The following is a 13,112-nucleotide window of genomic DNA, read 5'->3' as shown; positions in this document are numbered from 1 at the left end:
CACTCATATCACCGCTCCCTTTTGCAGAGCCGTGAATCAGAACTGAGTGTCGAAATCAATGCATCCTGACCCTAGGAACTTTTTCGGGGAAGAAACCTCGCTAAGCCAGTTGAGGTTTTTCTTTATTTTCTGTCCTAACAACTCTGGCACAACGGTATTATCACAATATTTCGCCAGCCAAGTTGGCGGCTATCTGCCACCTTTCGGAAATAATGAAGGACAAATGGCACCCGCTGTAACGGAAATGATGCGCACTCGACCTTGGGATAGAAATCAAAAGTTCGATTGGGTATTTATAAGGGAGCAGTGGGAGAAGCTGGCGGCGGGAGATATGTTTATAGAAGCGTCGCCGCCTAATTTGATGAGAGCAGATGCTATCAAAACCGTCTTCGGGAGGGATAGCTCCGGCTTGATAAGCATCTGCAATCCGTATCAACATATATCTTCAGCTTTTCGACGCTATTTGAATGACCCCAAAATGGTTGCACAACATTGGTTGCGCAAGGCGCGGGCGATAATTCGAATACGGCAGGAATATCCCATTTTTCCATTTATTTCTTACGAAAAATTCGTAGAGAACCCACGCACCATAAATGAGTCCATTGGGGTTCCATTTAAAGACACGGCTCTTCCGGGAAAGAGAGGGTCCGATATTTCAGGAATTAGATCCGGATATTGCAGAGCAATAGGGTTTTTGACGCCGAATGAAGTGATTGCCATCAATAATGTTCTCGAGACTGAGTGTGATGTTATGAATGGCCTCGGCTATTCCATCTGCGGCCCGGAAATATTGGCCGATGCGCGCGCGCGTGACGTGCAAGAGTTTCAGATCGGTTTAAACAACAGACGCGAATTTGATCGGCGTATAGAATCCAAGCTCCGGACAAACTGAGTTTTGACTTGTCGCGGTTTGGTGCCGATACTCGTGACAGCATTGATTGCAACAAGCGAGCCGCAGCGATGTCCGCATAGCGTGTTGGTCCGGCTGTCGTTTTGGTAAAATTGACCAATATTATTTTGGAGATATTCCGAAGGAGACTTCCGCGCATGCAAAAGACCGCCTTTGCCTGCTTTCACCGCAACAGTTCGCCCAGCTTGGCGCAAGCTTGAAAGCCTACCTATGCTGAGGTATGAGGTGCACCGGGGTCTCCGAGGCTGATTTGTCTTAGCTACGCGGCGATGTCTGATCTTTCCAGAGCGGCGTTGATATTTGCATCGGCTTCTGCTGGCGAAGTATTCCCCATGGACTTCCGTCGGCAGCACTTAATGAACCAGTCGACCCATTGGAGGGGGGGGCGAGTTCGATGGCCTCGAAATTGCACTATGGCCCGCGCCGATGGATGAGCTTGAGCGCCCGCGTGGGGAAACAAGACCGTCGAGGATATCGTGAAGATCATCGCGGCATAGAATAAGTCGAAAGCAATGCTGGCGTCGGATTATCGGGTTATCAATTATCAGCATATCGACCAGACCGACGAGTGCGCTCTTACGCGCCTCGCCGTCGCGCATGATGCGATGGCATAAAACAAGGACGAAGCGCGGCGCGTTGCCAAATCCAAATCGAACGAAATGGGCCTTAGGGATCAAAATTCCAAGTCACAACGTCTGGCCAATCACTAATCGCGGCTGAGGATCACATCCTCGCAATTCGTTTTGTCCCGACGTGGATGAACAATAGTCGGTCGTGGAATTTAAGCATGAGATCACCAATGGCGGCTTTGCCAACACAATTGATGCTACGGTGGCAAAATCCGATGCAGAGCCCCTGCCTCACCGCTGAAGGTTACTTGAGTGCGAATTTATCCGTGGTGCGCTTTCGTGTGCCCGTGGAGAAAGGAGCCCACCGAAATCAGTAACGAACTTGGCGGCGGTTTTATCGATCTCCTCTGGGTTTCTATGAGGCTTATGCGTCGTATCAGCTCTGCGAGCGCGGCCACTGTGACGAAGGCCAGAACGATAGCGTACGTAGATTGCGGCACGCTTTCTCATGGCTGATCGCCTTTGATGGGCGCTGCATTGATATTGGCGCGGACCGCATGCGTGCGTTGTCGCGGCGCTGTGCGGACCAGCGGGAATCCGGGCCGATTGAGGACGGGATGCGTGTGAGATGCGAGCTGTTACGCGCGTCGGGCAAGCAACACACCAGCGGCAAATCGTGTCGATGCAGATTGGGCCAAGGGCGGCAGTCAGGTCCAGCGATTGCGGCAAAAGCGACACTTCGTTCGGAATTTATGTCCAGCAGGATAACAGCGCCGAGACGACAGCACATCACAACGTTATGAACGGTCCACCCGATTCTCTCCACATGACGAGACGCCAGGAAAGACCAAACACCATGATGAAGTCTTTAACGATTGCTGCTGTACTGATGCTACCCGTTGTTGCTCATGCGGGCGGGTTTGATTTGGCCACCACCCCTGCGGCTGTTGCCCCTGCACCGGTTATGACAAAGACGCCCGATTTGATCTTTCGCCTTGGCGCGGGCGTGTCGTATGGCCCGTCCTACTTTGGCTCTGACAGCAGCGAGGCTGGTCCCACCGGATCCTTCAGCCTGCAATTTTTGCGTGCACCGGGAGGCAAATCCGTTGGGTCGGAAACCGGTGAGCCTCGCTATGGTTTTGCGCCCCGCGCATCGTTTCGTGTGATCGGCAAGCGCTCGGCCAAAGATCATCCCGAGTTGACGGGTATGAAAGATGTGCCATTGTCGGTCGAAGTTGGCTTTGGTCTTGGCTACGCCAGCCAGAATTTCGAGGCATTCGGCAACCTTCGCTACGGCGCTATCGGACACGAAGCCTGGGTCGGCGAGCTTGGTGCGGATCTGGTGCTGCATCCGTCGGATCGTCTGACGCTTAAGGCAGGCCCGCGCGTTGTGGTCGGTTCGAACAAGTATAACGACACGTATTTTGGCGTGACGGCGGCGGAATCGGTGGCCAGTGCCGGCGCGCTTGCGGCCTATAATCCCGGCTCGGGCGTGGTCAGTGCCGGGATCGAAGTCGGTGCGACCTATGCGCTCAACGATACATGGAGCATCAATGGTGCGGTGCGGTATGATCGCTTCCAAAGCGACGCCAAGGACTCGCCGATCGTGGCGCAAGGATCGGCTGACCAAGTCCGTGTTATCATCGGCGCGTCGCGTCTGTTCTCGTTCAACTTCTGATTTCGGGACGGTTTAAGCTTGAGGGGGCGGTCCGGTCGGTCGCCCTCATGGTATTTAGCCGACGCCACCATTTTGGCGCATGTTTTTGTGCGATACGAAGGCCCCAAGCAGCTTGAAGCCGAAACCGGATACGTTTTGGCGAAGTCGCAAAACAGAACCAATTCGGTTTCACCATTTATCGTCCTGCAAACCGCAATGTCGGCAGCCCCCTGTTGCCAAAACACTGTGTTTCCGCACTCTCGTACCGGATTGCGGGGCGCGCTCTCTTCCACCGCCTTGCGTGACCATCTATAGTGTGCGCCAAGAAACGGGACACAAGACAGGGCGGGGTTCGCAGACGTGGCGCATATCATCGTGATGGGCAATGAAAAGGGTGGCTCGGGGAAGTCGACCACCTCAATGCATGTGGCCACCGCGTTGGCCCGGATGGGCTGGCGCGTGGGGGCGCTTGACCTTGATCTGCGGCAACGCAGTTTCGGGCGTTACATCGAGAACCGTTTGGCGTTTTGCGCCCGCGAAGGGCTGGACCTGCCAACCCCTGACTATCGCGAGCTGCCTGAGGTTGATGCGGACACGCTTGCGCCGGGCGAGAACCCTTATGACCATAGGCTGTCAACGGCTGTGGCCGATATGGAGCAAAGCTGCGATTTCATCCTGATCGACTGCCCCGGCTCGCATACTCGCCTTAGTCAGGTCGCGCATTCGCTGGCGGATACGCTGGTCACGCCGCTTAATGACAGCTTCATCGACTTTGATTTGCTCGCGCGGATCGATCCGGTGACGTCCAAAGTAATCGGCCCGTCGATCTATTCCGAAATGGTTTGGTCAGCGCGGCAGTTGCGCGCCAAGGCAGGGCTCAAACCGATCGACTGGATCGTTTTGCGCAACCGCGTGGGCGCGCAACAGATGCACAACAAGCGTAAGGTCGGCGCGGCGCTGGAACAACTGTCCAAGCGGATCGGCTTTCGCGTCGCCCCCGGCTTTGCCGAGCGGGTGATTTTTCGCGAACTCTTTCCGCGCGGTCTAACCCTGTTGGATCTCAAGGATATGGGGATCGACAATCTCAATATCTCGAATGTCGCGGCGCGGCAGGAATTGCGCGATCTTCTCAAGGAATTGGATCTGCCGGGCGTGACGATAAATTTCTGATCGCGTCAGCCTAAATACGAAAAACGCCCGGCATCGCGACCGGGCGTTTTTCGTGTCGGCTATGACAGGCTTTTAGACGGTAGGCGGCATCACGTCGAAAGGAGAGGCCAGACGGCGGTTGCGGCGCAGTTCTGGCATCGTGCGCAGCGCGTCGAAACGGGCCTCAAGAATGCTATCGGGGCGTGCGCGAAACAACGTGAAGATCGAAGCTAAGGTGCGGGCCATTTGGGCTTCCTCTCGGTCTGGGTCAGGGGCTGATCTGTGTTCTGGTCTGATCTCTTTTTCGCGGGCAATTGGGGCCAATCAGTGGCGCAGATGCGCAATCAGCGGGGCATTCACGCGGCGTTTGCGTGCCTGTTTAGATTTGCACCACAATCGCGTCGAAAGACGAAATTTGTCGGCGCGTCGTCAACGAACCAACTGAGATTGCACGTGCGAGTGGTCGCGAGTCGCGGTCAGATTTGATTTGCCTCTCCGCAAGCAAAGCGTTCTGAAACCGTAGCGCTCCTGATCGCTATGTGATTCGATTTGGCGCTCCGCTCGGGAGATGCCGGTTCAGTCGGGGCGAGTTTTGCGTTAGGCTATGGGCAAATAGCAATATCTAGGGGGTCTCATGCGCTGGATCGTTCGCATCATTGGTCTTGTCGTCGTGCTTGTGCTGACAGCTTTGGGGGCGCTTATGCTAATCCCCTCCAACAAGATCGCGAAACTTGCCGAGGGTCAGTTTGAAGCTGCGACGGGGCGCAAGATCACCCTTACGGGCGAGGTTCACGCGACGATCTGGCCCCAGCTTGGGGTGCGCACCGGGCCGGTGACGATTGCGAATGCGGATTGGGCTAAGGACGGCCCAATGCTAAGTGCCAAGGGGCTTGAGATCGGGATCGACCCAAGCTCGCTGTTTGGCGGAGACATTCGCGTATCCAAGGTGAACCTGCTCTCGCCCGATATTTTGCTAGAGCGGCGCAAGGATGGCACGGGCAATTGGGCTTTCACGCCGCCGACCGACCCGGCTAACGCTCAGGCGACGTCAAGCGACACCAGCGCGGCCAGCAAGAGTGGCACGATGCAGGGCTTCAGTCTCGACAAGGGGACCGTCAGCGATGGAACGGTGACGTGGGTTGATCAAGAGAGCGGCCAGCGCCTCACCCTGTCCAAGCTTGACGCAACGCTTGAAATCCCCTCCTACACCGGTCCCGCCAATCTGTCCTTCAAGGCCGAGACTAATGGCAACGCAATCACGTTAAGCGGCACGCTGGGTGAATTTGCAAACTTCGTTGCCGGTAAGATCGTGCCAGCCGATCTGGCGTTGGGGGTGGGGCCGTCGACTGCTTCGTTCAAGGGCAATCTGGGCACCTCTCCGATGAGCGCTCAGGGTGCTATCGCTGCCGACCTGAAGAATCCTGCCGCATTGGCTACGGTGGTCGGACAGGCCGCGCCAGATCTGCCCAACGGGTTGGGGCATGACACGATCACCGCCACGGGCGACATCACGCTGGCCCCCGCAGGTTCCCTGCATCTGCGTGGTGGGAAAATTACGCTGGATGGCAATGCGCTAAGCGGAGCGGCGGACGTGACGTTCGTTAAGGGCAAGCCGACGATCAACGCGCAGATCGAGGCGGGCGCGCTGGATTTGTCGCCGCTGACGGGTTCGGGCAGCGGTGGCGACGGGGCCAAGACCTCTGGCACCAAGTCGGCAAGCGGGTGGTCAACCGATTCTATAGACGCAAGTGCGCTGCATGCGGTGGATGCCAAGATCGCGCTAAGCGCCTCTTCCATCAACCTTGGCGTCAGCAAACTGGGCCAGACCAACGCGCTGATTACGCTGGAAAACGGGCGCGCGGTGGCCGATCTGCGCCAAGTGTCGGCCTATGACGGCAAGATCAGCGGGCAATTGGTGGCCAATGCGCGCGGCGGACTGTCGGCGGCGGCCAATCTGGTGGCCAAAGGCGTGTCGATGGAGCCGCTTCTAACCGATCTGGCCGATTACAAACGGCTCGATGCAAAGGCCGATCTTACCGTGAAACTGCTGGCTTCGGGCAACAGTCCGGCGGCGCTGGCGCAATCGCTGTCGGGCTCGGGTAATGTCAGCCTTGGGAAGGGCGCATTGCAGGGGCTGGACCTGGTGGGGATGCTGCGCACGCTGAACCTGAACTATGTCGGCGAAGGCGCGAAGACGATTTTCGACAAGATAAGCGCCAGCTTCACCATCGACAAAGGGGTGCTAAGTAATGACGACCTCGCGCTCACCGCGCCGCTGCTCAGTGCTGCGGGTAAGGGGCGCGTGAATATCGGTGCGCAGACGCTGGATTACACGGTGACGGCGACGGCGCTGAGCAAGGATGACGGCAGCGGCGGTGTGAAGGTGCCGCTGGATATCACCGGACCGTGGGCCAAGCCGAAATTCCGCGTCGATGTGGATTCGATTTCAAGCGACAAGATTGATGCGGCCAAGGATAAACTTGAAGACAAGGCCAAAACCGAGGTCTCTAAAAAGCTGGGGATCACGCTTGAGGACGGTCAAAAGCCAGAGGACGCAGTGCGCCAAAAGCTGGAAGACGAAGCCAAGAAGGGCCTTTTGAAGTTGTTTAAGTAACCGGGGTGCACCGCGCCGATACATCGGGTTTTAGCTAAAACGTTTCCGATTTGCGCGGCACAGATTAACCGCTCGATGACCAATTCATCCTAACCTGTTCCTCGAAAGCCTGTTGGGTGTTGGGATTATCGAGGTGGGAAAATGGCAGTGAGTAAGACAACGGGGCTCGCGCGGCTATCGCAGTTGCGTGCGTGGAACAAACGCAAGGCTGGGCCGATTTTACTGCGCCGCGACATGGTGGTGTTTCTGCCCGCCGTCGCGCTGGCGGGGCTGTGGTTTAATCTTGAGGGCATGTTTCTGTTGGGGATAACAGCGCTGCTGGTTGGTTGGATGACCCGACCGCTGCCAATCCCGCCCGAGGATAGCGATCTGCCACGCGATGCCGCAACCGGCCTGCCGCTGCGCGATAAGGCGGTGGAAATCATGTCCGATTTCGTGACCGAGGCAGAGGCCGCCGCGCGCGGAACCGCCTGTGTTGTCATAGGTTTTGATGAGCCCGAGATGCTGGTGCGCCAGATGCATCACCACGAGTTCGAGCAGTTTTTGCGCCGCGTATCGGAACGCATTTCGGGTGCGCTGCGCGAACCTGACAGAGTGGCGATGATAAATGGCACGCGCTTTGCAATCTTGCTGCGCCCCACGCCGCGCCCCGATCTTGAAAGCATGATTCAACTCTCGGCACGGCTTCAAGCGGCGGTCGAAGCCCCGGTTTCGGTTGGCGCACGCGCGATCCACGCGACGTGCCATATCGGGTTTTGCTTGATGGGCCGCGCGCCTGCCCCAACGGGCGAGGCGTTGCTGTCCGCCGCCGAAATTGCTGCCGACGAAGCAGAACGCAATGGTCCAAGCGCGATGCGCGGATACTCACGCGAAGTGCAGAAAACCGCGCAAGCACGGTCAGACCTAAGCGAAGAAGCCGCCGAGGCGTTGGAATCGGGCCAGATCCGCCCATTCTATCAGCCGCAGATTTCCACCGATACCGGCGACATCGTGGGCCTACAGGTAGTCCCGCGCTGGCTCCATCACAAACGTGGAATTCTCGGCGAACGCGATATCACTTCTGCGATCAGCGTAGCTGGTCTGCAGCGCCGCTTTGCTGAGGTGGTGTTGTTTCAAACCTTCGGTGCTTTGCGCGACTTTGATACCCGCGGCGCCAATTACGGCATCGTTTCATTGCAGATTTCGAGCGAAATGCTGCGCGACCCGAGGCTTCTTGAACGCCTGCAATGGGAGTTCGACCGTTTCGAAATCAGCCCAGAGCGAATCTGTCTGACGCTACGCCAAGAAGCAACCGAGCAACTAGATCAAGAGATCGTTGCGCATAATATGTCACGGATTGCCAAGCTCGGATGTCGCATCGAATTGGCAGGCTTTGGCAATGGCCCGGTATCGGTCGCCACGATCAAACGCACAGCCGCGCATCGTATGCGTATCCACCGTTCCTTCGTGACCAAAATTGACCAAGACCCCGAACAACAGCGCGTCGTTGCCGCAATGATCTCTCTCTGCGAGGGGCTGGGGCTACAGACACTGGCAGACGGCGCCGCCACGATTGCCGAACACGCGATGCTGGGGCAGCTGGGCTGCGCTATCGTTCAGGGCAACGCAATCGTCGCACCAATGCCGCTGGACGAGTTGGGCGAATGGGCGCGTCGCCACCGCGCCAAATTGGCCGCGACACCGCGGATCGACAAGCGTCGCGGCATGTGATCCTGCGCGCGCTCCGCCAGATTGGCCACGTCGCTTTGCTGGCGTGGCCGGGTTTCTTCGCTGAAAATACCCCGTGATCCCCGCGAAACCTGCCTCGTTTCAAGATTTGACCGGGAAATGGCTTGACCTTTGCCTGCCCCTTCTGTTGAACCTCCCCAATCTTTGGGCAGGTTGGTGGATTTCGTCTACATGGACAATCAGAATAAGAACCTACTACTCACGTTGGTGCTTTCGGCGCTTGTGATCGCGGTCTGGACTTTCTTTTTTCCGCCGGAGCAAGCCCCCGTGCCCCCTCAGGACCAGACGGTCTCTGATCAGGTAGCTGCCCCCACGGCGCCCGACCTCGCGCCTACGGCCTCGGCGCTCGACAGCCAGACGGTCGATACAGTCACGACGCCCAAAGCCACGCAGGCGGCGGTGAAGGACACGCCGCGCATCAAAATCGACACGCCCGAAGTGGTCGGCTCGATTTCGCTGCTTGGCGGCCGCTTGGACAATTTGTCGCTCAAGAAATACAAAGAAACGCTGGATAAGGATTCGCCCGATGTCCGCCTCCTGTCCCCGGTGGGCGGTGATGTCGCGGATGCGAAGAAGCCCTATTACGTCGTTTACGGCTGGCTGCCAGCAGGCGGGATGCCTGCAGATCAAGTGCCCGGCCCCAACACCGTCTGGAGCCAGGTCGGCACCGGCGAGTTGACGCCCTCGACCCCGATCACACTGCAATGGAATAACGGTCATGGCCTAACCTTCCAGCGCGAAATTTCGGTCGATGACAAATATCTCTTCACTATCAAGCAATCCGTCCAAAACGCCACCAGCGCGCCGGTCAAGCTTGCCCCTTATGGGATCGTTGCGCGACACGGAATCCCCGACGAGCGTAGGGTCTATGTGCTCCACGAGGGCGCTGTGCGGATGACCGATGGCAAGCTCGAAGAGATCAAATACAAGAAGATCACCAAGCTCGATCAACAGGGCGCCGAGGGGCAGGCCGAGGTTCTGCACGCAGACACGGCTGGCTGGACTGGTTTCACCGATAAGTATTGGCAGACCATTCTGGCGCCAATTTCCGGACCGTTCACCTCAGTCGTCAAATATTCCGGCGAGAAGTCCGACATCTATCAGGCTGAGACCCGCCTGCCGGTGATCGAGGTCGCTCCGGGCGCCAGCGGCAGCGCGCAAACCCATCTGTTTGCCGGCGCTAAGGAATGGCAGACGCTGCGTGATTATCAAGACAACGTTCCGATCCAAAACTTCGTCGATTCGATTGACTGGGGCTGGTTCTACTTCCTGACCAAACCGATGTTCCGTTTGCTGCATTTCCTGCATGGCGCAATTGGCAACATGGGCTGGGCGATCATCGCATTGACCTTCATCATCAAGCTGCTGGTCTTCCCGCTTGCACGCAAATCCTACGTCTCGATGGCGCGCATGAAAGAACTGCAGCCCGAGATGGAGAAGATGAAAGAAGCTGCCGGTGGCGACCGCCAGAAGATGCAGCAAGGCATGATGGAGCTGTATAAGAAGCACAAGGTGAACCCGGCTGCCGGTTGTCTACCGCTGCTGATCCAGATCCCGATCTTCTTCTCGCTTTACAAGGTGATCTACAACACGATCGAGTTGTATCACGCGCCATGGCTCGGTTGGATTCATGACCTGTCCGCGCCTGATCCCAGCTCGATCCTGAACCTGTTCGGCTTGCTGCCCTTCATGGCCCCCGGCATCACCTCGCCGTTGCACATCATCTCGCTGGGTATCCTGCCGATCCTGTTGGGCGTGTCGATGTGGTTCCAGCAAAAGCTGAACCCCGCGCCGACCGATGCCACACAGGCGATGATCTTTGCGTGGATGCCTTGGGTGTTCATGTTCATGCTGGGCAGCTTTGCCAGCGGGCTTGTGCTCTACTGGATCACGAACAACACGATCACCTTCATGCAACAATATACGATCATGTCGATGCACGGAAAACGACCTGATCTCTTTGGCAACATCAAGTCGGGCTTTAAACGCAAGAAGGCCACGACCGAGGAAAAATGACCGGCCATCTCAGCCATATCTATCGCCATCCGATCAAGTCGGTCGGCCTGGATGAAATCGCAAGCGCGTCCCTCTCGCAGGGGCGCGCTATGCCTTTGGATCGGGTGTGGGCAATTGCGCATACGCAGTCCAAGGTGTCGGGTGATGCTGAGGGTCGCGCGGAAAGCTGGGGAAAAAAGGCAAATTTCCTGACCGGCCGCGCTAGTGCCTCGCTTATGGCGGTCACCGCGCGCTGTCTGGAGGATGGGCGTATTTTGCTGCAACATCCCGATCTTTGGCATATCGAAATTGATCCGACCCGCGCCGCAGATCACACCAAGCTTTTCGAATGGCTGCGCCCGATTTGGCCCGCCGATGCGCCCCAACCAGCCTCGCTTTTGCGTGCCCCCAAAGATCAGCCGCTCAGCGATCAAAGCACGCCTGTGCTATCCCTGATCGGGCAGGCCTCGCTGAACAATCTTAGCGCAAAGCTGGGGCAACCGCTCTCACGTGCACGATTTCGCGCCAATCTTTGGGTTGAAGGCTGGGAGCCCTTCGCGGAATTCGATCTGATCGGGCGTCAAATTCGCATTGGTGATGCGCTGCTGGAGGTGCGTAAACGCGTTGGCCGCTGTCGTGCAACCGATGCCAATCCCGAGACCGGCTTGCGCGATATCGACATGCTGCCCGCTTTGAGCCAGCATTATAATCATACGGATCTTGGCGTGTTCTGCGCCGTGATTGAGGGCGGCGAGATTGCCCGGGGTGAGCGAGTAAAGGTGATCTGATGGAACTGCAATTTCCTCTGGCCGAAGAGCCCGATGATTTCACGCGTGAGGCGGGTCGCAAGATGTTTGCCTTTCCCGTCGAGTTTCTCAAAGGCGTGGTCGCAATGTCAGGGTTGCCGCCTGCGGATCGCATCGAAGTCTGCTTTGCGGGGCGTTCGAATGTCGGGAAATCTAGCCTGATCAACGCGCTCACGAACAGAAAGAACCTGGCGCGCGCCTCCAACACCCCCGGCCGCACGCAGGAAATCAACTATTTCACGACGCAAGACGGCCCCTATCTGGTCGATCTTCCGGGCTATGGTTTTGCTCAAGCGCCCGTGGCTGTGGTCGCCAAATGGCAAGCGCTGCTGAAAAGCTACCTGTCGGGCCGCGCCACTTTGCGCCGTGCGTTTGTGCTCATCGACACGCGTCACGGCGTGAAAGCGGTCGACGAGGAAATCCTCAGTCTGCTGGATCGCGCGGCGGTGCCGTTTCAGGTTGTGATGACCAAGGCGGATAAGGTCGGCGCGAGTGATCGTGAAAAAAACATCGCGCAGGTGCGCAAAACCTTGGCCAGCCATCCCGCCGCCTATCCCGAAATTGTGCTGACATCATCTGAAAAGGGCGACGGCATTGAAACCTTGCGCGCAATCATCGCCGGGTTGGAATAGGGAACGTGAAAATCACCAGGCCGTTGGCCTTTCTGAGAACGGATTGATCAACATGAAACGCACCAGAGAGAGAGGTTCACCTCTTTTCGCTGCTAAGGCTTTGCCCTATGCCATGGGCCATGTACCAGAACTCTGACGATATCCATCCCCTCTTTCACGGCGCACCGCAGTCGACGGAATTCCGCAAGCTGCGCAAGCGGATCGTTCGGCTGGTCCGTGAAGCGGTCGATCAGTACGGTATGGTCCAAGGACGCGATGCGCGCTGGCTTGTCTGCCTCTCTGGCGGCAAGGACAGCTACACCTTGCTGGCGGTTCTCTATGAGCTGAAATGGCGTGGCCTTCTTCCCGTCGATCTGTTGGCCTGCAACCTCGATCAGGGGCAGCCGGGCTTTCCGGCGACTGTCTTGCCCGAGTTTCTCGAACGTATGCAGGTTCCTCACCGGATTGAGTATCAAGATACCTATTCCGTCGTCATGGATAAAATACCTCAGGGACGGACATTTTGTGCGTTATGCTCGCGCCTGCGTCGCGGAAATCTTTACCGTGTCGCGCGTGAAGAAGGCTGCACTGCCGTGGTGCTTGGTCACCACCGCGACGATATTCTGGAAACCTTCTTCATGAACCTCTTTCACGGGGGGCGGCTTGCGACGATGCCGCCCAAGCTCGTGAATGAAGAGGGCGATTTATTCGTGCTCCGTCCGCTTGCCCATGTCGCCGAACAAGATTGCGAGCGGTTTGCGCGGGCGATGAACTATCCCATTATTCCCTGCGACCTGTGCGGAAGCCAAGACGGGTTACAGCGCCAGCAGGTCAAGCAGATCCTCGACGGCTGGGAGAAGAACAGCCCCGGACGCCGACAGGTAATGTTCCGTGCGCTGATGAACGCGCGCCCCTCGCACTTGCTTGATCCTAAGCTCTGGGATTTTGCTGGGCTTGCGTTAAACGGCGGGGTTCAGGCGGAAAGCAAAGCTGCGCCAGAGCTGCCTAAGCTTCGGATTGATGACGAGTTCGCAGATAGCTGAAGCGCGCTAAGCAAAAAACAAGAATTGCCA

The 13,112-nt window shown here is 57.4% G+C and carries 10 protein-coding genes; 9 read left to right on the top strand and 1 reads right to left on the bottom strand.

Going from position 1 to position 13,112, the window contains the following annotated elements; genetic code table 11:
* The first annotated feature begins 46 nt into the window (after positions 1-46).
* From ACN0SD_RS16950 to ACN0SD_RS16940, 3 genes are all read left to right on the top strand, one after another.
* Positions 47-892: a hypothetical protein gene (locus ACN0SD_RS16950; protein ID WP_417809403.1), complete on the top strand. Its 846-nt coding sequence runs from the start codon at positions 47-49 to the stop codon at positions 890-892.
* Positions 893-2,335: 1,443 nt separating this feature from the next.
* Complete coding sequence (locus ACN0SD_RS16945; RefSeq protein WP_417809402.1) at positions 2,336-3,157, top strand: MipA/OmpV family protein; 822 nt, start codon at positions 2,336-2,338, stop codon at positions 3,155-3,157.
* Between the two features lie 339 nt (positions 3,158-3,496).
* Entirely contained in the window at positions 3,497-4,306 is an 810-nt protein-coding gene (locus tag ACN0SD_RS16940; RefSeq protein ID WP_417809401.1) for a division plane positioning ATPase MipZ, read from the top strand.
* Positions 4,307-4,378: 72 nt separating this feature from the next.
* Here ACN0SD_RS16940 and ACN0SD_RS16935 read toward each other — a convergent pair whose 3' ends face one another.
* On the bottom strand, positions 4,379-4,531 hold the full coding sequence (locus tag ACN0SD_RS16935) for a hypothetical protein (RefSeq protein WP_417809400.1): 153 nt from the start codon (positions 4,529-4,531) through the stop codon (positions 4,379-4,381).
* A 388-nt stretch (positions 4,532-4,919) separates the two neighbouring features.
* Between ACN0SD_RS16935 and ACN0SD_RS16930 the strand changes: the two genes are divergently transcribed.
* From ACN0SD_RS16930 to ttcA, 6 genes are all read left to right on the top strand, one after another.
* A complete protein-coding gene (locus tag ACN0SD_RS16930) occupies positions 4,920-6,899 on the top strand; it encodes an AsmA family protein (protein ID WP_417809399.1) in 1,980 nt (659 codons plus the stop codon).
* Positions 6,900-7,046: 147 nt separating this feature from the next.
* The gene (locus ACN0SD_RS16925) at positions 7,047-8,609 is read left to right on the top strand and encodes an EAL domain-containing protein (RefSeq protein ID WP_417809398.1); all 1,563 of its coding nucleotides are present in this window, start codon (positions 7,047-7,049) and stop codon (positions 8,607-8,609) included.
* A 189-nt stretch (positions 8,610-8,798) separates the two neighbouring features.
* Complete coding sequence (gene yidC / locus ACN0SD_RS16920) at positions 8,799-10,643, top strand: membrane protein insertase YidC (RefSeq protein WP_417809397.1); 1,845 nt, start codon at positions 8,799-8,801, stop codon at positions 10,641-10,643.
* Entirely contained in the window at positions 10,640-11,410 is a 771-nt protein-coding gene (locus ACN0SD_RS16915) for an MOSC domain-containing protein (protein WP_417809396.1), read from the top strand. The genes yidC and ACN0SD_RS16915 overlap by 4 nt, the downstream gene beginning before the upstream one ends.
* Positions 11,410-12,060, top strand: coding sequence for a ribosome biogenesis GTP-binding protein YihA/YsxC (gene yihA, locus ACN0SD_RS16910; RefSeq protein WP_417809395.1), 651 nt, complete (start codon positions 11,410-11,412; stop codon positions 12,058-12,060). The genes ACN0SD_RS16915 and yihA overlap by 1 nt, the downstream gene beginning before the upstream one ends.
* 119 nt (positions 12,061-12,179) lie before the next feature.
* Positions 12,180-13,082 (top strand): tRNA 2-thiocytidine(32) synthetase TtcA, encoded by a 903-nt coding sequence (gene ttcA / locus ACN0SD_RS16905; protein WP_417809404.1) that lies wholly within the window; start codon positions 12,180-12,182, stop codon positions 13,080-13,082.
* Positions 13,083-13,112: the final 30 nt, after the last annotated feature.

It is taken from the genome of Thioclava sp., assembly GCF_048263065.1.
Classification (GTDB): domain Bacteria; phylum Pseudomonadota; class Alphaproteobacteria; order Rhodobacterales; family Rhodobacteraceae; genus Thioclava.
This window is presented reverse-complemented; position numbering and strand designations above follow the sequence as displayed.